This is a genomic window from Mangrovibacterium marinum, from assembly GCF_003046625.1.
Classification (GTDB): Bacteria; Bacteroidota; Bacteroidia; order Bacteroidales; family Prolixibacteraceae; genus Mangrovibacterium; species Mangrovibacterium marinum.
Window position 1 is genome coordinate 244,475 of the sequence record NZ_QAAD01000004.1, and the last position, 23,426, is coordinate 267,900.

10 protein-coding genes and 1 tRNA gene are annotated in these 23,426 nt (G+C 48.6%); 9 read left to right on the plus strand and 2 right to left on the minus strand.

The genetic code is table 11. The annotated features are described in order from the left end of the window. Nucleotides 1-49 precede the first annotated feature (49 nt). Both C8N47_RS18835 and C8N47_RS05465 read left to right on the plus strand, forming a co-directional pair. On the plus strand, nt 50-2,071 hold the full coding sequence (locus tag C8N47_RS18835; protein ID WP_211316053.1) for a plasmid pRiA4b ORF-3 family protein: 2,022 nt from the start codon (nt 50-52) through the stop codon (nt 2,069-2,071). Beyond that, nucleotides 2,068-2,985, plus strand: a complete 918-nt coding sequence (locus C8N47_RS05465) for a UPF0158 family protein (protein ID WP_107821513.1) — start codon at nt 2,068-2,070, stop codon at nt 2,983-2,985. Before C8N47_RS18835 ends, C8N47_RS05465 begins: the two co-directional genes overlap by 4 nt. Nucleotides 2,986-3,024: 39 nt before the next feature. On the opposite strand, the gene C8N47_RS05470 is transcribed toward C8N47_RS05465, so the two are convergent. Continuing rightward, complete coding sequence (locus C8N47_RS05470; protein WP_107821514.1) at nt 3,025-3,834, minus strand: XRE family transcriptional regulator; 810 nt, start codon at nt 3,832-3,834, stop codon at nt 3,025-3,027. 356 nt (nt 3,835-4,190) lie between these two features. On the opposite strand from C8N47_RS05470, the gene C8N47_RS05480 reads away from it, so the two are divergent. The 6 genes from C8N47_RS05480 to C8N47_RS05505 all read left to right on the plus strand — a co-directional run bounded on the left by C8N47_RS05480 (nt 4,191) and on the right by C8N47_RS05505 (nt 20,838). Next, nucleotides 4,191-4,985, plus strand: coding sequence for an ImuA family protein (locus C8N47_RS05480; RefSeq protein WP_211316054.1), 795 nt, complete (start codon nt 4,191-4,193; stop codon nt 4,983-4,985). A gap of 312 nt (nt 4,986-5,297) precedes the next feature. Continuing rightward, the gene (locus C8N47_RS05485; protein ID WP_107821517.1) at nt 5,298-6,791 is read left to right on the plus strand and encodes a Y-family DNA polymerase; all 1,494 of its coding nucleotides are present in this window, start codon (nt 5,298-5,300) and stop codon (nt 6,789-6,791) included. 194 nt (nt 6,792-6,985) lie between these two features. After that, nucleotides 6,986-10,186 carry an error-prone DNA polymerase gene (locus tag C8N47_RS05490; protein ID WP_107821518.1) on the plus strand — a complete coding sequence of 1,067 codons (3,201 nt, stop codon included), beginning with the start codon at nt 6,986-6,988 and terminating at the stop codon, nt 10,184-10,186. Between the two features lie 391 nt (nt 10,187-10,577). Next, on the plus strand, nt 10,578-16,352 hold the full coding sequence (locus C8N47_RS05495; RefSeq protein WP_211316055.1) for a DUF3320 domain-containing protein: 5,775 nt from the start codon (nt 10,578-10,580) through the stop codon (nt 16,350-16,352). A 185-nt stretch (nt 16,353-16,537) separates the two neighbouring features. Then, nucleotides 16,538-17,761, plus strand: a complete 1,224-nt coding sequence (locus tag C8N47_RS05500; protein ID WP_107821520.1) for a metallophosphoesterase family protein — start codon at nt 16,538-16,540, stop codon at nt 17,759-17,761. Beyond that, the gene (locus tag C8N47_RS05505) at nt 17,758-20,838 is read left to right on the plus strand and encodes an SbcC/MukB-like Walker B domain-containing protein (RefSeq protein WP_107821521.1); all 3,081 of its coding nucleotides are present in this window, start codon (nt 17,758-17,760) and stop codon (nt 20,836-20,838) included. The genes C8N47_RS05500 and C8N47_RS05505 overlap by 4 nt, the downstream gene beginning before the upstream one ends. Before the next feature lie 205 nt (nt 20,839-21,043). Here C8N47_RS05505 and C8N47_RS05510 read toward each other — a convergent pair. Next, a tRNA-Leu gene (locus tag C8N47_RS05510) sits at nt 21,044-21,127 on the minus strand. A gap of 245 nt (nt 21,128-21,372) precedes the next feature. On the opposite strand from C8N47_RS05510, the gene C8N47_RS05520 reads away from it, so the two are divergent. After that, nucleotides 21,373-22,677 (plus strand): class 1 isoprenoid biosynthesis enzyme, encoded by a 1,305-nt coding sequence (locus C8N47_RS05520; protein WP_146161437.1) that lies wholly within the window; start codon nt 21,373-21,375, stop codon nt 22,675-22,677. The last annotated feature ends 749 nt before the right edge of the window (nt 22,678-23,426 follow it).

Consider the following 23,426-nt stretch of genomic DNA (forward strand, 5'->3'; position numbering starts at 1 on the left):
AAGCGGCCACTTTTGCGTTATCTTGCAGCAAATTTTAAAAATCCGGATCATGGCTAAGAAGAAAGGAAAGGTTGTTCAAATGCTCAGCCCCGAGAATTACATCAGGCAGCGGGCGCGCAAGTTGCCGGTGCACGAGTGTTTCATTACCAAGGGATGGGAGCAGAGTAAAGAGGCGAGCATCATTATTAGCCGCAAGCACACCAATGGTAACTTTACGGTCGGCTTTTATTTGGTCGACTTACTGTGCCTGGGCGTGAAGGATGCCCATTTTAAATTCAATATACCGGCATACGAATACACCGACTTATTGGAGTATATGCACGATTCCATCGACTTGGAAGCAGCCGACTACAGGCTTGTGCATAACGTTATATTTGCGGGGCTAGAGTTTGCTGAAGACTACGGCTTTAAGCCATCCAAGGGGTTTAGCTCGACCATGCAGTATTTTCTGAATGAAGATAATGACGATGTTGAACTGCTTGAAATCGAGTGTGGTGACCATGGCCAGCCGATGTACGTGAGGGGACCTCTCGACTCGGATGCCGAAGTAAAGCGAATACTTGCTCAACTGGAGAAAACCGCAGGACCCGGAAATTATAAGTATCTCGAAGAAGAGAAGGACCCGAGCATTGACGATGACGACCGGATGTATCAATTAGACCCGTACAGTCGTATGAGTTTGAAAGAAAAATTGGATTTGTATGTTCGGCAGTATAATGATATAGAGAATCTTAGTGTTGAGGAGAAAAGGGGCTTTAGCGAGCTCATGGAATCGATTGTCGATGAATTTATAGACGGTGACAAGGCACACGATCTTTACTCCGCCTTTAAGAACGAAGCCCAAAAAATCGCGATAACCGACGACCTAACCGATGAGTTTCTTTTTGGCAGTTGCGCTCCTGACTTCGATCCTTCCGAAATCCGGATGGAGTTTCCGCGACTTTACGAGCAACTAGCTGTTGAGAAAAAAAAGACGTTGCGGGAGCTGAAAAAATTGCAAAAGAAATATCCAGAGACACCTTCCCTGTGTTTTCTCGAATTAAACATCTTGCGAGAAACGGATTTGTCGAGCTACGACAAAAAACTGTTGGCCTATGCCAAACTTTTCCCCGAATACAGTTTGATGAAAATATTGAACCAAATCAGGCTGTTAAATTCCAGTGAGCCGCTCGCGTTCGATTTCAGCTTCGAAAAGTCAATCCCGCACTTTTTCAGCAGCCGAAAATGCCTGAATCGGATTGAACTGTTTTATCTTTTTATGTTGTTGCTATTTCGGGCAATGGTCGCTAACTGTATCGAAGAGATCGATGCTATTGAGTATTTGCTTGAAGGTTTTGTCTTCACCCAAGAAGAGCGTGAAATGCTGGATAGTTTAATTTTATTGGCAAAGCTGGATTTCATCGCTTCCCATATCGACGATGGCAAGTTGAGTGACAAACTTGGTTCTGGTGAACCAGATAAATTGAATTTTAGTGCAGATAGTACGGAAAACAGTCAGACTTTCCAGTTTAAAATACAAATAAAGGGCATAACTAAACCGCCGGTATGGCGCCGGATAACCGTGCCTTCCCATTACACCTTTTTGCATTTTCATCAGCTCATTCAGGCCGCTTTTGGCTGGACAAGCTCCCATCTTTTCCTATTTTCGGAAAATGGGTTCGACTCGGAAACAATAATTACCGAGGGGGCTGATGATATGGCTTCCTTCGATCAGGAAGAGCTGCAAGCCGCGGAAATAAAACTTTCGGAGGTGTTTAAATGGGAAAAGCAAAACCTGAGTTATGTCTACGATTTTGGAGATTACTGGGAGCATAAAATTACACTGGAAACGATCATCCCCGAACAAATCAGCCACCCCGATTGTCTGGCTGGTAAAGGTAAATGTCCACCCGAAGATTGTGGAGGCGTTGGAGGCTACACGAACATGAAAGAAATTCTGAGCGATCCCCGGAACCCTGAATATAAGGATTATGCTTCGTGGCTTTTTTTAGGCGAAAATGAACGTTGGGATCCGACCGAATTTCAACGCGAAGAGGTGCGGAAAAGACTTAAAAATATATTTACGCAATGAAACGTTACATCGAGCAATTGATTGAAGATCTCGAGCAGGTCGCTAAAAATCCGCCAAATCCGGCTTACTTCGAGGTTCCACCCAACCTGGACGATAAGCCCGAGGCTGCCGAGCTGGCACAGGTGCCTTATAAACCAATTTCGGAATGGACCGGCATTGCACAGGAGGTTTTCCCGCTGATAACCGACCTGGAGGGCGACCAGTGGGGTAGGGTGAACGACGCCATTTTTAAGGTATTCGATTCACTTGGACTGACTTTGGTAGATGCGCCCGAGGATATGCCTCAGGAATGGCTTTACGAAGTGCTGACCACCAACTGGGATCATCCGGTGCAATTTCTTCCGCTATCGGGGATGGATCTTGAACTTTGCACCGGCGATCCGATGACCTGTCCCTACGGCGATTATTGCGATTGCGGCGAGGAATTCGATGAATTTGAATTGCCCGATAAGTTTGCGCCTTGTATCAACCCAATAGCCCAGCTGATCGATGCCGGATTCGTCTGCTATCTGAATCCCGACACGCTTGATATCGAAGAAGTCCCTAAGGGGCTTGCCGACGATCCCGATGGATATAAGATGCTTACTGGCTTCGGCTTGGAGAACGAAGAATTAAAGCACGAAAGCTGGGAGAAATGTTATGTTTTTGAGCCTTTGGAAGCGTTCGAGTCGTTTGAAATAATGGAGGCCTTTGCTGAAAATATGGAGGATGAAATTCAACAGGAAGAACTTCTCTATGTATTGCACAACAAAAAGCCATTCGCCAATTTTAAAGATGTAGTCCACAAGTTAGGGCAAAGCGATAACTGGTTTTATTTTAAAATGAAATGCTTGGAAGATCGTGTGAGATATACCATTTACAAAGAATTATATGAAAATGCAGAACCACCCGGCGACAGCGAACTGCCATCCTAAAATGGTCTGTTTTGAATGAATTTGGCCTCGCTTTTCGGCTTATTTTCGCAGGCGATCAAGCTTAGTCTCCAGGTGCTTAATTGCCGTCAGCACGGTGTCTATATCCGAGGGGGCTTCCGGAAACTCGCGGCTGGTGTAGGCATAAAAGCGCCATATTTCCAACACATCGGCCGCTGCAACGGTATAAGGTTCATACGCCGGGTTCAGCGACTTCAGCCGAATGGTGCCATCTTCATTCACGGTCGTTAGTTTGAAAACAAAATCCTGCTGTCCTTTTAAAATCACAATGCAGGGTGTGTCGGTTTTCAGGTCGGTCCAGTCGGTCATGTACTGCGCCACAATATCAGCCCCTTCCGGCACGGGTAGCATCGAGTCGCCAACCGACGGGAAAATGCGGTAGGTTCGATCTGTCGGCAGGTTCGGAATCGAATATTTCGGTAGCGCGGCAATAAATTCGGGGTCGTTGTAGCCTGCCATGTAGCCGGCTTTTGCCTTCACCGGTACATATTCCACATTCTCGTTATTCGACTGGTCCACCGAAATAGCCAGCACCCGCAGGTTCCCCCCGCGGATATATACATCGTTTCCGCCTTCAAGTTCCCGCAACTTCAACTCGCCCAGTTTCGACAGGTCAACCTTCAGCAACGTGTCGATACTAATTTTAAAGAAATCAGAAAAGTTGAGGTAGTCTTCCGGCTGCGGCGACTTGGTATTACCCGCTTCAATGGCAGCCAGTTTGGCACGCGTTAACCCGAGTTTGGCAGCCAGGGCTTCCTGACTTATTTTCTTTCGTTCGCGCAGGAATTTGATGTTCGAAGCGAAAAATATTTTTGGCGCTTTGTTATTCATTTGTTATAATTAGAAACAATAAATTGTTATTAATCGTAACAAAAATAAGAATATTTCGCAGATATGGAAGCAATTGCAGGGAAAAAAGACATCATTTTTTACAACTCACAATCGGCATTTAAATGAAAAAGTAGCACTAATCCAGACCGGCCTATTTTTATCAAAGCCGAAATTGAACTGGAAGCTTAGGGAAAGAGGGAAGTTCGCCCGAGAGGGCGAAATCACCCGAATGAACTTAGCTTTCAGGAGATGCAGGTTGAAGATAAAAATCAGCCTAGACCTTTTTGTTTACTTTTTGGGTCAAGCCAAACAGTAAAATCCGTCCGATAGGACAATAAAAACGGCAATCAAGAGCATTGAATATTCAACTGATGTACGATCGAATTTCTAATAAAAAAGACCTCATTCGCCAACTGAAAGAGCAGCTCCTTTCAATGGAAGGGTTCAGCAGCGGCTCGGTCAGCCGCCGGCTCGACTTTGGTTTGGGCCCGATGAATGCTGCTTTTCCCGGTGGTACTTTCCCAATTGGTTCGATTCACGAACTGGTGAGCCCGACCGAAGCAGATGCTGCGGCCGCCAATGGCTTCCTCGCCGGACTGCTCAGCACCCTGATGGGGCAAAGTGGCATCTGCCTCTGGATTAGTGTGGGGCGAAAACTGTTTCCGCCGGCGCTGAAATTTTTCGGCATCGAGCCGCACCGGGTCATTTTTGTCGATGTAAAATTGAAAAAAGACGGGCTTTGGGTGATGGAACAAGCGCTGAAATGTACGGCACTTTCGGCCGTTGTTGCTGAGTTGCGCGAGGTGAGTTTTGCCGAATCGCGCCGCCTGCAACTGGCCGTGGAAGACAGCCGGGTAACCGGGTTTTTGCATCGCATCAGGCCGGTGTCGCAAGCTACGCTGGCCTGCGTGTCGCGCTGGAAAATTAGTCCGCAACCCAGCCATAGTAATGGGTTGCCAGGTGTCGGTTTTTCACGCGTCCAAGTCGAACTGGAAAAAATTCGCAACGGCCGCCCCGGTAGCTGGCAGTTCGAGTGGCGTAAAGGCCGGTTCCTCTTTGTCCCGGCAAAACGTCCGGCGGCCCTGACTGCGGAATCAGCAAAGAACAATCTGGATTCCAACAAAGCATCAACAAAAATGAAAGCAGGATGAATGAAAGCAGATCAAACAGAACTGATTTTTTGCGGAACGAAGTGGCCTATTTTTATCGAAACCGGAATCAAGCTAAAAGCTTAGTGCAGACGGGAAGTTCCGATCCGGCAGCTGCCGGATCGGAAATCACCCGTCGAACTTAGCTTTTAGAAAGATGGAGGTTGAAGATAAAAATCAGCCTTGACCTTTTTGTTTACTTTTTGGGTCAAGCCAAAAAGTAAAATCCGCCTGATAAGGCAACAATGCAGATTTGGAGCAAATTCCCGTTACTTCCACAACATCAACAAAAGTTGACAGAAAACACACAGATTTATGCCTAAGCGCTATTTATATATCTGGTTTCCCTATTTGCCCATTGAAAGGATGAGCAAAAAACACCCGGAACTGCACGGAAAGCCCTTTCTGCTGTACGCTCCCGAACGGGGGCGCATGGTGGTTCGAGCGGTAAGTCCTGCTTTGGTGAAAGAGGGCATCCGCCCCGGCATGGTTGTGGCCGACGTGCGCGCCATTTTTCCCGGGCTTGAGGTGATTCCCGCCGAACCGGAAGCCGATGCCCAATTGCTGAACAAACTGGCCGAATGGTGCTTTCGTTTTAGTCCAATTGTTGCTGTCGACCCGCCCGACGGACTGGTGCTCGACATCTCCGGTTGTCCGCATCTGTGGGGCGGCGAGTTGCCCTACCTGGAAGCGATTGTCGAGCGTCTGCAAAAAGGCGGCTATGCTGCCCGCGCTGCCATTGCCGATACCATTGGCGCGGCTTGGGCAGTGGCCCGTTTCTGCCGTGAATTGCTAATTGAACCGGGGAGACAGGAGGAAGCATTGCTCCAACTCCCGCCCGTTGCCCTCCGGCTCGACGAGCCAACCCTTCAGCGACTGGACAAACTTGGCTTTCGAAAAATCAGTCAGCTTACCGCCATTCCGCCGGGCAACCTGCGCCGCCGCCTGGGCGATGCTTTGCTGTTCCGGCTGGGGCAGGCCCTGGGCACCGAACGTGAGTTGCTGAAACCGATTCAGCCAACACCGGTCTACCTGGAGCGTTTGCCTTGTTTGGAACCGATCCGAACAGCTAAAGGAATTGAAATCGCGCTGGAACGCCTGCTCGCGATGCTTTGCACCCGGCTTTCATCCGAAAGCAAAGGTATGCGAAGCGGCATACTGAAAGGTTATCGGTTGGATGGTGAAACGGTGCAAATCAGCATCGGCACCAACCGGGCTTCTCGTAATGCAGCTCACCTGTTCAAATTATTCGAGTTGAAGATCCCCGAGCTGGAACCGGCGCTCGGCATCGAACTGTTTACCTTGGAGGCCACGCTGGTTGAAGAGGTTACCGAAGCACAGGAAGCCCTGTGGAGCTTGGGCTGCAACAATCAAACGGTCATTGCCGAGCTGCTCGACACCATTGCCGGCAAGGTCGGGCTGCAATGCATTCGCCGCTATCTGCCGCAGGAAAGCTATTGGCCCGAGCATTCGGTTAAGGAGGTGGGCTCACTCGACAGCCAGCCCGAAACCGAATGGCGCACCGACCGGCCGCGCCCCATGCACCTGCTCCCGCGCCCCGAGCCCATTGAGGTGATGGTGGTGCTGCCCGACTACCCGCCGATGCACTTTCGGTATAAAGGCGAGCTCATCCACCTTGTCCGGGCTGACGGGCCTGAGCGCATTGAACAGGAATGGTGGCTGCAACACGGCCCTCCGCGCGACTACTACCGGGTTGAAGACGACACCGGCGCCCGCTACTGGATATTCCGCCTAGGTCTGTACGGCAACGGGAAACCGCAGTGGTTTTTGCACGGCTATTTTGTTTGAAGAAGAAATGAGTCATGAGACATGAGTAGCGAGACTGAAATTTGTGGCTCAGAGCATGGTGTCTAATTGATTTAACCACAGAGGACCACTGAGTTTGACACAGAGTTGCACGGAGAAGCGAAAGAGAACGAGCTCCAAATTTGGAATTTGATTATTGGATTTTGGAATTTTTTAAACATTGAATTTTAAGCAAAATGAAGTACTCCGAATTGCAGGTCACATCCAACTTCAGCTTTCTTTGTGGTGGTTCGCACCCGGAAGAGCTGGTGGAACGGGCTGAAGAGTTGGGCTACACCGCTATTGCCATTGCCGACCGCAATTCGCTGGCGGGCATTGTGCGGGCGCATGTGGCAGCCCGCGAGAAGAAGGTCCGCTTCATTCCGGCCTGCCGCCTCGATTTGCAGGATGGCCCCAGTCTCATCGCCTATCCCGCTTGCCGCGAAGGCTACTCCAACTTATCTGGTCTGCTGTCGACCGGCAACCTGCGCACCGAAAAAGGAAAGTGTGAGCTTTACCGGGCCGACCTCCGTCAATATGCCGCCGGAATTCAATTTTTGCTGATTCCCCCAACAACACTGAACGCCGACTTCGACTTTCAAGCTGAATTTGTAAACGCGCTGGAAGAGTACCACCAAATGCTGGGCAAAGCACTGCATCTGGCAGCCAGTTTTACTTATCAGGGCGACGACCAGAAGCGACTGTTCCGGCTGGCGCAGCTCGCTAAGCGCTTTCAGATTCCGCTGGTGGCAACCAACGATGTGCATTACCACAGCCCGGAACGCCGCGAGTTGCAGGATGTGCTCACCTGCATCCGTGAAAAGTGCACCATCACAACGGCTGGTTTCAAACTACACCAAAATGCCGAGCGCTACCTGAAACCAATGGACGAGTTGCACCGCCTCTTTCGCCAATACCCCGAGGCTCTATTAAATGCACAAAAACTGGCTGACTCGTGCCGCTTTTCGCTCGATGAGCTGCGCTACCTGTACCCCGAAGAAATTACCAGCGAGGGTCGCACGCCCATGGAGGAACTGGTCTTTCTGACTTGGAAAGGTGCGCATGAAAAGTTTGGTGACGTGATTCCACCCAAAATCAAAGAAACCATTGATATGGAGCTGGAATTTATCGGGCGCAAGGATTATGCTTCGTATTTCCTGACCGTGTACGACTATGTGCGCGAAGCCCGCTCGCGGGGAATCCTGTGCCAGGGACGCGGTTCGGCAGCCAACTCGGTGGTGTGCTATTGCCTGGGTGTCACCTCGGTCGACCCGTCGAAATTTAAGCTGCTGTTTGCCCGTTTCATGAGCGACGAGCGCAACGAACCACCCGACATTGACGTGGACTTTGAGCACGAACGGCGCGAGGAAATCATGCAGTACATTTACAACAAGTATGGCCGCGACCGGGCCGGCATTGTGGCCACCGTTACGCAGGTACACTGGCGCGGCGCCGTGCGCGATGTTGGCAAGGTGATGGGCCTGTCGACCGATGCGATTGGCCTCTTGTCGAAATCGGCTTATGAGTTCACTGAGGATTGGTTCACCGGGAAGGTATCAGAAACCACCAGCTTCAACCCCAACGACCCGCACCTGCGCAAAATCGTGGAGTTGACCTTGCAATACCGCGGATTCCCTCGGCAACTGGGCCAGCACACCGGCGGCTTTGTGATTACGCGCGGCAAACTGCACGAGTTGTGTCCCATTCTGAATGCCCGCATGGACAACCGGACTATTATTGAATGGAACAAAGACGACATTGAGGCGCTCGGCTTTTTGAAGGTTGACGTGCTCGCGCTGGGCATGCTCACCTGCATCCGCAAAGCCTTCGACCTGGCCAAGCAACACTACCAGCTGGATTTGACGCTGGCCAATATTCCGCAGGACGACCCGAAGGTGTACGAAATGATTAGTCATGCCGACACGCTGGGCGTATTCCAGATTGAAAGCCGGGCACAAATGTCGATGCTGCCGCGCCTTCGACCCGAAAAGTTTTACGACCTGGTGATTGAAGTGGCCATCGTCCGGCCGGGGCCCATTCAGGGCGACATGGTTCACCCGTATTTAAAACGACGAAACGGCGAGGAGCCGGTTGAATATCCGTCGGAAGAGTTGCGTGAAATTCTGGGCCGTACGCTGGGCGTGCCGCTGTTTCAGGAACAGGCCATGGAAATTGCCATTGTTGCCGCGGGCTTTACGCCGGCCGAAGCTGATGGTTTGCGCCGGGCCATGGCCACCTTTAAGTCGAAAGGGAAAGTGAGCTGGTACCACGATAAGCTCGTCAACGGCATGATCCGGAAAGGCTACACCCGGGAATTTGCCGAGCGGGTTTTCAAGCAAATTGAAGGCTTCGGAAGCTACGGGTTCCCCGAAAGCCACGCGGCCAGCTTTGCGCTGCTGGTCTACATTTCGTCGTGGATAAAATGCTATTACCCCGATGTTTTTGCCGCGTCGCTGCTCAACAGTCAGCCCATGGGTTTTTACCAGCCTGCCCAGATTGTTATCGATGCGCGCAAACACGGCGTCGCTGTCCGTCCGGTCGACATCAACTTTTCGGAATGGGACAACACGCTGGAAGAACAGGATGGGAGCTACCGCGCCCTTCGGCTCGGATTCCGGCAGGTGAAAGGCCTGCGTGAAGATGAAATGAAGACCTTAATTGGTAACCGATGTGTTTTTTACGAAAATGTGAATGAACTGCTCGACGCAGGCGTGTCGCTATTTTCGCTGGAGCGACTGGCCGATGCCGATGCTTTCCGCTCCATCGGGCTCGACCGGCGCCGGGCGCTCTGGGAAGTCTCGGCCCTGAGCGACCACCCCACCGGCGTGTTTGCCGGAACGCCATCAGCCAGTGCCGGCGAACAGGCCACCGAACTGCCCCCGATGAGCAACGCCGAGCACGTTGTGCAGGATTATGCCAGCACAGCGCTTTCGCTGAAAGCTCACCCGGTAAGTTTTGTCCGCCCCAGCCTCAACGACCTTGGCGTGGTTCCAACTTCAACCTTAAGCCAACTGAAAAACGGCCAACGGGTCAAAGTTTGCGGGTTGATTACCGTTCGGCAGCGCCCGGGAACGGCTAAAGGTGTGCTGTTCATCACCATTGAGGACGAAAGCGGTTTTGCCAACCTGGTGGTCTGGTCTGCCACCTTCGAAAAGTACTGCAAGGTCATTTTGCAATCGCACCTGTTGATGGTGGAAGGGAAAGTGCAGATTGAAGGCGAAGTGATTCATGTGGTGGTCAGCGACTGCTTCAACCTGAACGAACTGATGGACCTGAAAGCCGAAAGCCGCGACCTCGGTTCCACGAACAAAGCCACCGGTGCAGCAGTCGAAAAGAAACGTCCTCACCCCATACAAGCTGTGCAAGGCGAACTGTTCCGCTCGCGGGATTTTAAGTAGATGTCTCGAACTTGTTGGTCCAAGGGTGAATGTGCTTTGTGCGTGTTTATCTGTTGTTTGTCAGTTGTTTGTTTTGTGTGCTGTTTTGAGGGCAAGTCGAAAGGCTTCTGTTTGGCCATAGCATGAAATGATTTCAGTATCAGGGGCTCTTTGTAAAGAATATCAATTAAGATCGAATCTAAATAAGTAGGATGTCGCTTATAACCAGCTATAAAAATCATGAATTATAGAATAATTATTATTTCAATTCACTAGTTTTAAAGTCGGATATTCAAATTCCTGAAAATTAACTCTTACACTTCTGGCTATGACTGAACAAACACCTAATCCTCGGGTAGAATTTGTGTATACTACCGTTGCAAATTATGCTATTCAACAAAACAGGGTTCCATTGGTCCGCCAATTTTTTATTGAGAATACAGCCGAAGACGATTTAGCTGAAGTTGATATTGAAATTTCCTGCGAACCCGAATTTGCAGGAAGGTGGCAACACCACCTGGATGTTGTGCAGGCTGGCCAGACAATAAAGATAGATACGGAGAATTTTAGGCTGTCATCCACCTTTCTTTCAGAATTAACTGAAAAGGTTTCCGGAGAGATCAACCTGACGGTTGCGGTTAAGGGAGCGGAAGTGTTTTGCGGAAAGTATCCGGTTGAGGTTTTGGCTTATGACCAGTGGAATGGAATCGGGGTTCTGCCGGAGATGTTGGCCGCTTTTGTTACACCGAATCATCCGGAAATAGCCACGGTTTTAAGTGCTGCTTCCGGAATTCTCAATCAGTGGACCGGAGATCCTTCTTTTGACGCCTATCAGAGTTTGAGCCCGGACCGGGTGAAAAAGCAGATGGCTGCCATTTATGAAGCCATAGCCGGACTTGGGGTGGTGTATTGTTCACCTCCGGCAAGTTTCGAAAACGCCGGGCAGCGTGTTCGGATGTGTGATACCATCTTCTCGCAAAAACTGGGAACCTGCCTGGATATGGCTTTGTTATATGCCGGATGTCTGGAAGCCATTGGATTGCATCCGTTGATTGTGGTTATTGATGGGCACGCTTTTGTCGGAAGTTGGTTGGTTGAAAACACATTCCCGGATCGAGTGAATGACGACGTGGCACTGCTGAAGAAGAGAATAGCATCAGGGATTAATGAGATTGGACTGGTGGAGTCAACCTGCATGAATGCCGGGAAAAATGTGACTTTTGATGAAGCGAACGACCGGGCTAATTATCATTTGGTTGATGAGGATAATTTCATCCTCTTTATTGATGTTGCCCGGGCCCGGTTTAGTGGAATACGACCTCTGCCTCAACGAATAAAAACCTCTGACGGATGGCAAATTGTGGAAACCCAGGTGCAGCAACGTGATCATCTGGCGCCGGAAGAGATTATTGGCGGGACCCTTACTGTGCCAAATGACACACCGGATATCACAAAGCAGAAAATATGGGAACGAAAATTATTGGATTTATCGCTCCGAAATAATCTGCTAAATCTTAGGGTCACTCAGAGTACAATCCAGCTAATCTCTGTTTCATTAGGTCTTTTTGAAGATGCTTTGGCCGATGGTGATGAATTTCAGGTACTGTCGAAACCACGGGATTGGTCGAACCCGCTGAGCGTTTCCGGCGTGTACCAGTCCTTAAACATGTCCGATCCAATTGTGCCTTTGTTAAAAGATGACCTGAAGCAAAAACGTCTTCGTTCGTATTTGACAGAGAGTGAGTTGGCTTCTGCGATGACAAAACTTTACCGGTCGTCCCGATTATCCCTGGAGGAAAACGGAGCGAATACCCTCTATCTGGCTCTTGGATTTTTGAAGTGGTACGAGAGCGACCGGAGCGAAGTGGCGAGATATGCTCCGCTGTTGTTGCTCCCAGTCGAGATTGTCCGAAAGTCGGCACAAAAGGGCTATGTAATCAGGAGCCGGGAGGAAGACACCTTGATGAATATTACCCTTCTGGAAATGCTTCGGCAGGATTTCGGGATTGCGATAAATGGCTTGGAGGAGTTGCCCAAAGATGATAGCGGGGTTGACGTTCAAAAGATTTTCAATATTGTTAGGCACGGTATCATGTCGCAGGCTCGCTGGGACGTGGAAGAGCAGGCTTTTTTGGGCACTTTCTCGTTCAGCAAATTCATTATGTGGAATGATATCCACAACAATGCGGAGAAATTAGCCGAGAATAAAATTGTTGCCAGCTTGATTTCCGGGAAACTGGAATGGCAGGTCTCGGAGCTAACAGAGGAGGCATTCGATTTTGATCATTCGCATCGTCCATCCGACATCGCTTTGCCGATAAATGCCGATTCATCGCAGCTTGAAGCGATATGTAGCGCCGTTCAGGATAAGAGCTTTATTTTGCATGGGCCTCCGGGAACCGGCAAGTCGCAAACCATTACCAATATTATTGCGAATGCCCTCTATAAAGGCAAACGGGTGTTGTTTGTGGCTGAGAAAATGGCCGCTTTGTCCGTTGTTCAAAAGCGCCTTGCCGATATTGGATTAGATCCGTTTTGTTTGGAGTTGCACTCCAATAAGGCCAAAAAATCAACCGTGCTGGAGCAATTGCAGAAAGCGGTCGAAGTCGTCAAAAAAACTTCTCCTTTCGAATATCAGTCCGAAGCAGAGAGACTGTTCAGTTTGCGCGTTGAATTAAATGCTTATGTCGAATCGCTACACAAGCCTTATTCGTTTGGCCTGTCGCTTTATGATTGTTTTTCAGGATATGCATCACTGAACGGAGCCCCGGATTGTATCAAATTTGAAGAGCAATTTTTGCAGGGTTTAAACAAAGAAAAAATCGGAGAATACACCGATTTAGTGGAAGAATTGCAAAATGCAGGAATACTCTGCGGACACCCGTTTAAGCATGCTCTTGCCGAGCTCAAAATTGCCTCCTACAGTTCTTCCCTAAAATCTCAAAGTCAGGAATTAATAACGAAATATATTGAATGTCTTCAGGAATATCAAGTCAAGAGGGATGCGCTTTGCACGAAGATAAAATTGGATATTCCTGAAAAAGATAAAACGACAGATTTGCTCCTTTTGCAGTTAGCGAAGCAATTGCTGCAAATGGAAGATACGCCTGGCTCAATGTTTAATGTCAGTAGCGTGGTGCAGACGCTCTCAAAGGCAATTGAGTTATCGGAACATGGGGCCAAACGCGATGAAGCAAGGACATATCTGCTTGATCTGTTTCGAAAAGAGATTTTGCAGTACGATGCCGACCAGAGCCTCGATCGATGGAAGGCCGCAGCTGAAAAATGGGCTTTGCCGAAATGGTTAGAACAAGGTAAAATCCGGAAATCACTAAAAAAATTATCGAAAGCCAATAAGGTCGGGAAGGAGCAAGTCGCGGGTTATTTAGACCAAATTATCCGATACCGAAAAGAGCAGGATTTGCTCGATCAAAATACTTCGTTTTTGTCCGAGATTGGCGATTTCATCTGGAATAATGGTAACTGTGATTGGAAAAAGCTGGTTGAAACCTGTGAAGCTGTAATCAGGATTCATCAATTGCTTACTGAAATAACCCGTGATCCGTTGGCCCCGAAAGCCATACGCAGCTGGCTCGGGACACAATTTGCCGAAGGAGCGCAAACGTTCCGGGCAATCCATGGAGGCGTTTTAAAATCGTATATCCAAGTATTGGATGCAATACTTTCAACCGAACAGGAGTTAGCGAGTTTGCTTCAGATTGATTTTAGTCTTCCTAAAGAGCCTGCAGGTGCCTGGACGGGCAAGTGGCGGGAAAATGCAACCAACTGGTTGACAAATTTGGATTCGTTGAAGGACTGGGCCAGTTGGAATTTGACGGCAGAACGTCTCCGGAATGCGCGGTTGTCGCCTGTTGTCGAGCAATATTTATCAGGTAGTCTTAAAACTGAAGAGGTCGTTCATTCTTTTAAAAAGGCAATTTATCGATTAGGCGCTGAGGCGATCATTCAGGCAGATCCGGGTTTAGCATCGTTTAATGGAAAATTCTTTGAAACTAAAATTCAGAAGTATAAAGAAAAAATAAAGTATTTTGAAGAGCTCACAAAAGCGGAGTTATATGCCAAGTTGGCCTCCAATATCCCATCGCTGGCTCAAAGTGCATCGCAAAGCTCCGAAATGGGTATTTTACAACGTGCCATAAGAAATAAAGGTCGGGGATTGTCGCTAAGAAAGCTTTTCGATTTGTTGCCCAACTTATTGCCCCGCATGTGTCCTTGTATGTTGATGAGCCCGATATCTGTGGCCCAGTATTTCGACCTGGAACAATCGAAATTTGATCTAGTGGTTTTCGATGAAGCCTCGCAAATGCCGACCTGTGAGGCCGTAGGAGCCATTGCGCGCGGAAACAATGTCGTTGTGGTTGGCGACCCGAAACAAATGCCACCGACCAGTTTCTTCTCCACCAATCGGTACGACGAAGATAACCTCGACAAAGAAGACCTGGAGAGTATACTCGACGATTGTTTAGCGCTCTCCATTCCATCGAAACATTTGCTCTGGCATTATCGGAGCAAACACGAAAGCTTAATTGCGTTCAGTAATTCAAACTATTACGATAATAAATTGATGACCTTCCCTTCGCCCGATGATTTGACCTCCAAGGTTAACAATGTGCATGTTGAAGGATTTTATGACCGTGGTAAAACCAGGCAAAATAAATTTGAAGCGGTTGCGATTGTCGATGAAGTGATTCGAAGGCTATCTGATCCTCTTTTGTCAAAGCGGAGTATCGGGATTGTAACGTTCAGTTCCGTGCAGCAGACTTTGATCGAGGACCTGCTCAATGAGGAGCTGAAGAACCATCCGGAGCTGGATGCCATTGCCATGGAGTCGCAAGAACCGATTTTTGTGAAAAACCTGGAAAACGTGCAGGGAGATGAGCGCGATGTAATTCTGTTCTCAATGGGATATGGAAAAGATAAAGAGGGCAAGTTGTATTACAATTTTGGGCCGCTGAACCGCGAGGGCGGATGGCGAAGATTGAATGTTGCGGTATCCCGGGCGCGATACGAGATGAAGGTCTATTCCACACTTCGGTCCGACGAGATTGACATCAGTAAAACAACAACCGAGGGCGTGATGGGCATCAAAGCATTCCTCGAATATTCCGAAAAAGGAAAGATCGCCCTGACTCAGAAAAATTACAGTCGGAACGCCGATTCCGCTTCATTTGCAAAAGTTGTGGCTGATGAAATCAAGAAATCGGGCTACACGGTTCACACCGAGATTGGATGTTCCGGTTATCGGATCGACTTAGGAATTGTAAATCCACAGAATCCCACGGAATATATGTTGGGGATTTTGACCGACGGCGAAAATTATAAGTCGGCAAAGACGGCAAAAGACCGGGAAGTGGTCCGAACCGATGTGCTGCGATTGCTGGGGTGGAATATTTATAAATTGTGGTCTCCGGATTGGTGGGATAATCCGGATCGGGTTCTTCAGGATATTTTGAAAGCGATTCATGATGTAGAGCAAAACAAGTACGAAAATAGCGATCCTGCGCCGGCGGCAAACAAGGCTTCTGAACCCGGCAATACCGAACACGAAGAAATTGCCGGGGTGAAGCTTCAGGGGATAACACAAGAGGTTATTGTGGAAACGGTCAGTCATCCGGTATATCAGCAGTGTACTTTGGCAACAAGTTGCCTGACAAGCTCTGATGAATTCTTCGATCCAAAAAATCTTAAAAAGATCACAACCCAAATCAAATCTATTGTCGAAACAGAAGGTCCGATAAGCCATACCTTGCTGTCGCGAAGGATTTTGAATGCCTGGGGCATTAGCCGGCTCGGAGTTCGGCTGAACGAGTTCCTGACCGGGATCTACGAGCGTTTGGAACTGAAAAAGACCCCACAGAATGAAAGCTGGTTTTATTGGCCCGACGCACAAGAACCGGCGGCTTACAGCGTCTTTCGGGTGCCTCGAAACGATGATGAAAAACGTAATGCGGATGATTTGCCCAAAGAAGAAATCGCAGCCGGTGTTCATGAAATATTGACCAATCAAATCAGCCTGCCGATCGATGATTTAGTCAAAGAAGTGGCACATTTATTTGGCTATGCCCGCATCGGCGCTAACGTCGACCAGGCAATGAGGCTCGGGATCGAATATGCACTGAAGCAAAATCTGATTGTTGAGGCTAATGATCGGATCGTTCTAATTTAAATTTTAGGGAAGAAATTTTTTTATTTTGATTGAAACTCAAATTGAAGGGAGTCTGTTCTTGATGTACTCAGAAAACATTCACGATCCGGGGGGATTTCCAACATTATTGTGAATTATCGTATTTATGCTTTATTTGTTGAAGTACGGACGAATTGTAGTAACGTCTGAAATTAAAAATTACGAAAATGAAACTCCTCCATACCTCCGACTGGCACCTGGGCAAGCGCCTGGATGATTTTTCCAGATTGGAAGAACAACAAGCTGTTTTGCAGGAAATTTGTGAAATAGCTGAACGCGAACAAGTAGACGCCGTTCTGGTGGCTGGCGACCTGTTCGACACGTTTAATCCGCCAACCGAGGCGATTGATTTATTCTACAAAGCCTTAAAACGCTTATCGGACAACGGTAGCAGACCGGTAATTGCGATTGCCGGTAACCACGATTCTCCCGACCGGATTGAGTCACCTGATCCGCTGGCGCGCGAATGCGGGATTATTTTTGCCGGTTACCCAAATTCAGTCGTTACTTCCTTTCAGTTGGAATCCGGGCTGAAGGTGCTGCGCAGCGAACAGGGATTTTTGGAGCTGCGGTTGCCCGGATCGACTGTGCCGCTGCGTATTTTGCTCACACCCTACGCTAACGAGCACCGTTTGAAAACCTACCTGGGGCCCGAAAACAGCGAAGCCGAATTAAGGGCCGTTCTGCAGGATAGTTGGCAGTCGCTGGCTGAGCGTTGTTGTGATGATCAGGGAGTGAATGTTTTATTGTCCCACCTTTTTGTTGTGAAGAAAGGAGCCGAGTTGCCGGAAGAGCCGGAAGATGAAAAGCCGATTCTTCATGTGGGCGGCACGCAGGCCATATTTTCTGAGTCCATCCCCAAACCTGTTCAATACACCGCGCTCGGGCATCTGCACCGCATGCACCAGGTCGATGCATCGCCATCGCCGGCGTATTACAGCGGGAGCCCGCTCGCTTACAGTTTTTCCGAAGCAAACCAGAAAAAATATGTTTTGATGGTGGATGTTGAACCAGGCAATGAGCCTGCCGTGCGCCCTGTTGAACTTTTACGGGGGAAGCGGTTGTTGCGGCAGCGTGTTGAAGGAATTGAAAAGGCGTTGGAATGGTTGACCGAAAATCAGGATGCTCTGGTGGAGCTGACTCTGGTTACCGACACATTCCTGACCGCGAAAGAACGCCGGCAGCTGAGCGCCGTGCATCCCGCAATTGTTGCAATAATTCCTGAAGTCACGAATGCCGATATGCTGGTGTCGGGGCATCAAAAGCAAATCAACCTGAACCAAAGCATGGAGGAGCTTTTTCGCGACTATTTCAAGCACGAAAAAGGGCAGGAACCCAATGACGATTTGATGAATTTATTCACGGAAATTTTGGCTGAAGACGAACAATGATACCTATAAAACTCACCATACAAGGTTTGTATTCCTACCAGGAAAAACAAACCATCGACTTTACAAAACTGACTGCTGCAAACCTGTTTGGCATTTTCGGGTCAGTAGGAAGCGGGAAATCATCCATTCTGGAGGCGATTACCTTTGCGCTTTACGGCAAAACGGATCGCTTGAACCTGTCGGGCGACAACCGAAACTATAACATGATGAACTTGAAATCGGCGGAACTGCTGATTGATTTCATTTTTGAAACCGGCAAAGAGCAAACTGCTTACCGTGCGGTTGTTCAGGGACGGCGCAACAGCAAACGCTTCGAAGATGTTAAGAAACTGGATCGCGTAGCTTACCAAAAGCAGGACGAGGAGTGGATCCCGATTGAGGCGACACAGTTGGAAAAAGCAATTGGATTGAGCTACGACAATTTTAAGCGGACAATCATCATTCCCCAGGGGCAGTTTCAAGAGTTTTTACAGCTGGGAAATAAAGACCGGACACAGATGATGAAAGAGCTTTTCAACCTGGAAAAGTTCGAAATGTACGGCAAAGTGGCCGCTCTGGAGCAGCGCAATAACGCGCAACGGCAGCATCTGGACGGGCAGTTGCAACAGCTTGGCGAGGTAGATCCGGCTCAGCTGGCGGTGTTGACCGAACAGTTGAAACAGCTGAACTTTCAGCTGAAGCAGCAGGTTGACCAGCTCGCCGGGCATCAAAAGAAAGAGACGGAAATGAGTCGGCTTTTCGAATTGAATAAGAAGCTGGCTCAAGCCAATTCGGAACTAACGGCCTTGAAGCAACGCGAACCGGAATTTAAAACACGGGAGACAAAAATTGCAAAATACGAACAGTGCCTTCTCGACTTTAAACCGACCATGGATGCCTTGGAAAACAGCTCGAAACGAATGACTGAAAAGGCCCGGCAAATTGAGCAAAGCGTGAAACAATTGCAAGCCGATACCGCAGCAATTAAAACGTTCGAGGCCGAACTGGCCAAGCTGAAACCGGACTACGAAAAGCGCGATGAACTGAAACAAAAGGCCGATGAGTTGAACCGAATCAGCCGAATAAAAGAGCTGGACGAGCAGATTCACGCACAATCCGGGCGATTGGAGAAGGGAGCAACGGTGTTGAAAGCCGCAGCTGAGTCGGTGAAACTTTTGCAGGAAGAACGGAAAAAACGGGATCTGGAGCTGAAGCAGGAAAAAGAAAAATTGCCCGATCTCAAAATGTTGGCTGATGTGAAGGCCTGGCATATTGCCGCCGAAAGCATGAAAAAGCAAACGCAGGAAACCGAAAAGCAGTGTGCCCGGTATCAGGCGGAAGAAAAGGCTATTGCGGCAAATTTCCGTCAATTAATCGAGCGGCTTGCCATTCCCGGGGTGACTGCGACTGCAACGGTTGAAGCGAATGCACAAATCCTGAAAGACCGGATTGAAAATATTCGCAAGGAATTGAAAACCATCGAAAAGGAAGCGGAAGAGATACGCCTGAAGTCGAAGTTGCAGGCTTTTGCCGAAGGCTTGACCGACGGCGCTCCTTGCCCGCTTTGTGGTTCGTTGCACCATCCCGATATTTACAGCACGGAAAGTTCGGACGAGCAGATGCTGAATTTAAAGCGGCTGCGTGAATCAAAAGAAAAGGAAATTGAACAAATCAATCAGTTTCTTTTCGACCTGAAAGATCTCGATCGTCAGCAGAAGGCACAAACGGCCAACCGGAAGGAATGGAGTGAAAAACTCACGTTGCATCAGCAGGCTGCTACGGCTCACGAAAAGCTTTTTGTTTGGCCCGGGTATCGTGATTTTGGTGCGTTGCAAAAGTCATTTCAGGAGGCCGAAATGCTGCAAACATCCATCAAAAAGCGGGAGTCTGAAATTGAAGTTCTGGCGCAAAAGCTTGAAAAAGCGACGAAGGATGAAAGCCGGTTCAAGGACGAAACCGATCGCATTAAAAACCAAATCGTTGTTTTTCAAACCGAGCGGACAACCTGGAAGTCGCAGTTGCGCTTGCTGAACCTGGCGGATTTCGACACGCAAACGCCGGCGCTCCTTCAGCAGCAAATAAAAGCATTGAATGAGCAGTATGCCCGGATCGAAAAGCAGTTCACCGAGCTCACCGAGCAGCTTGCTCAACGAAACAAGCAGCGCGACACGCTGAGCGGAAGTCATGTTGCCAATCAAAAGGAGCTTGACGCAGAACGGGCAAATCACCGGGAGTTGACGCAAAAGCTGGCTGAAAAACTGAGCCAGTCGACCTTTGAAAACGAGAAGGATGTTCGCGACATACTGGCGCAGCAACTCAATTTGAATCAGGAGAAGCAGCAGCTGAATGCGTTTCGCGAACGACTGACTGTGACCGAAAAGCAAGCGCAACAACTTCGGTCGGAAATTGGCGATCGGGTGTACAACGCGGAAGAACATGCTCAAATGCAAACGGCCATTGTGCAATTGACCGAGCAGATTAAGCAGCAGAACCAGGACGTGGGCAAACTGACCGAAAAGCAGAAAAAGCTGGAAAAGGACATCGCCAGCCAGGCAAGTCTTCGCAAGGAGATGGAATCGTTGAACCAGAGGGCCGAGAACATCAAAGTCATGAAGTCGTTGTTTAAAGCGAGTGGTTTCGTCAACTACATCTCGTCGGTGTACCTGCAAAACCTTTGTAACGCCGCTAACGATCGTTTTTTTCAGTTGAGTCGGCAGAAACTCAGCCTGGAAATTACGGAAGATAATAATTTCGAGCTGCGCGATTTTATGAATGGCGGTAAGCTGCGCAGCGTGAAAACACTTTCGGGTGGACAGACTTTTCAGGCTGCCCTGTCGTTGGCTTTAGCGCTCGCCGATAACATCCAGAAGATCACCGAATCAAACCAAAATTTCTTCTTTTTGGACGAAGGGTTCGGTTCGCTCGATAAAGAGTCGCTGGCCGTTGTTTTCGAGACACTTAAATCGCTCCGCAAAGAAAATCGAATTGTGGGCGTCATTTCGCATGTCGAAGAGATGCAGCAGGAAATTGACGTCCATCTGCGGATCAACAACAACGACGAAAAAGGAAGCATTATTCATCAGAGTTGGACGGAATAGTGCTCTAATGTGAAACACCAATCGATATGAGAGGGATGTTATCCATAAGGCATCCCTCTATTTTTTGGCTGCATAAATGCAGGTGCCGGCTGTTCAAATCCGAGATTAATTAAAATCAATAAATTGCTAAATACTTTTATCCCCGACAGGGGGATGATCTCAGGTATGGAAACAAAAAAAGGAGTTGAAAAATCAACTCCTTTTGTGCCCAGAACAGGACTCGAACCTGCACGTCCAAGCGGACACTAGTCCCTGAAACTAGCGCGTCTACCAATTCCGCCATCTGGGCAATAAATTTTGATGCTTGGTTGCCGACGTTTCGGCGCATCACCTTGTGTTGGTGTTTCTCTCAAAGGCGTTGCAAATATAGGGAAATTTTGTTCCCTGATACCACTTGGGTGAAAAAAATGCGATGTTTTTTTCATTTTTTTTTCGCGCCTGTCTTTTGCCGGCAATTCCCCGCCATTCGTCGGAAAGAGCGAGGATGCTGAAACAGAATTGGTTCACTTTGTAAGCAGGAAAAACAAGCTTCGGATGATGAGACAGCATAATAATTTGAAAAAAATCTTTTTTGTTTGGTGGAACGATGCCGATCGGACTTTTTCTGTTAAAAACAGGAGATACAGTCGGCAGGAACAGTTGCGCAATGAACAGTTATTGGAGCAATATGAGCAAAGCCTGACGCGGAAAATAAAACAAACAAAAGGTTCGTACCCGCAGTTGCGTGCACAAAAAGAAGCGTTGATATCGGATTTGTCGGGTATCGTGGGATCGGTTTTTGGTTTTCGCGACGAAGAGTTGGCTTTGGTTATCGCAGAGCCTATGCTCAAAGGCTCGTGGTGTTTTCTAAAAGCAGCGCGTTATTTCGATCCGGAGTTGGCGCTTGACGATATCTTTCAGGCCATGCGAAATGTGTGGATCATGAATGCCTTGCAGCTTCTGTCGGGGCATACGGTGGAGCTTACACCCTCGGTTTTTGCATACAGCATGTTATACCCTTATACCGACAACTACCTGGATGATCCGCAAATTTCGCGATGGGAGAAGCTGTCCTTTGTCGATCGGTTTGCTGATCGATTGGCGGGAAAGCCTGTTGAACCGCAGAATGGACACGAGCAGCGGATTTATGCGATGGTTGATTTAATTGAAGCCGAGTGGGACCGCACTTTGTATCCCGAAGTGTATCGTAGTTTGCTCGATATTCATCACGCTCAGGCAAACAGTATTCAGCTCATTGCCGGTTTTTCGGATATCAGCTTTGAGGAGCGTTTGGCCATAAGTGTTGAAAAAGGAGCAGCTTCGGTTGTTGCTGATGGCTATCTGCTGGCGGGCAGGCTGTCGCAACAAACGGAGGCGTTTTTATATGCTTACGGGGCTTATCTCCAGCTGATGGATGACTTGCAGGATGTTGATGCCGATTTGAGTGAAGGTGTGCTGACGGCTTTTGCCAGTGTGGCCCGGGAGCATCCGATTGATCGAATGTGGCAACAAGTAGCGGCGGTGGGGCAGAAGGTCGTTGCGCAAGCCGGCTCGTTGGAGTCGGATTTGGTGCCCCGGTTTCAGTCGCTGATGCAAAGAAGCGTTGAGCTGTTCCTGACCGATGCTGTGCGAACAAACCACGCATACTATACCGATGAATTTGTTGCTGACGTGGAACCGTGGTTTCCGCTGAGTCCGGCATTTATGCAGCAGAAAAGCAGCTTGCTGGAAGCCTTACCTGCCCCGATGTTTGAAAAACTGTTGCAACAAGCCATTGCGATGTCGGGTAAAGAGGAGTTTGCCTTTCTGCATAAAGTTGTGATGCGTCCCGAGGAATCACCAACCGGAATGAGAGTTTAGGATTTTCGACCAGGCTGTTTTCGTTGTTTTCAACAGTTGTCGGGTTGTCGTTCTAAAACACCATCAACAAGAAAGAAGGCGTTTCGATCAATGAGAAAACGTCGGGATCCGGTTGGCCTGGTTTTATCATGCATAACAGCCGATCCATAAGCTCAGCGCAATCCCGGAGGGATGCTATTTGGGTAGTTTAACGACGAAAGGGGAGAAATTCCGTCCCGTACGGGACGGGAGAATCTTCGAGTAGCCTTCGGTGCTACCCAAATTATACCGTTTTACAGGCTAATTTATGCTCTGAAATAGGACGGTATAATGCCGATAGACTGGAAAAAGAGCATTGGACCGAAGTGATACGATGCGACACTTTTGAAGCTAATCGGTATTGAATGGCTAAAGCCATTGCAAAAAAAAATGAAAACCCGTCCGGTAGGACAAAGTTCCTCTTTGATCAAGAGTAGGAGTGAAAAACAGCCAGGCTCTGAAACGCCGTGGAAGGAACTTTCAAAGTGCATACCAGCAGCCCTCTGTAACTCTCCCCTGAATTAAATCAATCCGAACGGATTGATTCAATTCTGTCCCCTCTCTGCAGGCAGAGCGGGGAGAAATCAAAACAAACTGGTATTGACAGTAAACGATCAATGCCAAAAAGTTGGGACCCGGTTGGCCTATTTTTAAGAGGCCGAAATCAAACGGAAAGCTTAGAGAATCCGGGAAGCTCCGACGCGAGTCGGAGATCACCCGGATGAACTTAG

Excerpts from the sequence above, each read along its gene's own strand:
- C8N47_RS18835 (WP_211316053.1), top strand. The coding sequence starts at position 50 with ATGGCTAAGAAGAAAGGAAAGGTTGTTCAAATGCTCAGCCCCGAGAAT.
- C8N47_RS05465 (WP_107821513.1), top strand. The coding sequence starts at position 2,068 with ATGAAACGTTACATCGAGCAATTGATTGAAGATCTCGAGCAGGTCGCT.
- C8N47_RS05470 (WP_107821514.1), bottom strand. The coding sequence starts at position 3,834 with ATGAATAACAAAGCGCCAAAAATATTTTTCGCTTCGAACATCAAATTC.
- C8N47_RS05485 (WP_107821517.1), top strand. The coding sequence starts at position 5,298 with ATGCCTAAGCGCTATTTATATATCTGGTTTCCCTATTTGCCCATTGAA.
- C8N47_RS05490 (WP_107821518.1), top strand. The coding sequence starts at position 6,986 with ATGAAGTACTCCGAATTGCAGGTCACATCCAACTTCAGCTTTCTTTGT.
- C8N47_RS05500 (WP_107821520.1), top strand. The coding sequence starts at position 16,538 with ATGAAACTCCTCCATACCTCCGACTGGCACCTGGGCAAGCGCCTGGAT.
- C8N47_RS05505 (WP_107821521.1), top strand. The coding sequence starts at position 17,758 with ATGATACCTATAAAACTCACCATACAAGGTTTGTATTCCTACCAGGAA.
- C8N47_RS05520 (WP_146161437.1), top strand. The coding sequence starts at position 21,373 with ATGATGAGACAGCATAATAATTTGAAAAAAATCTTTTTTGTTTGGTGG.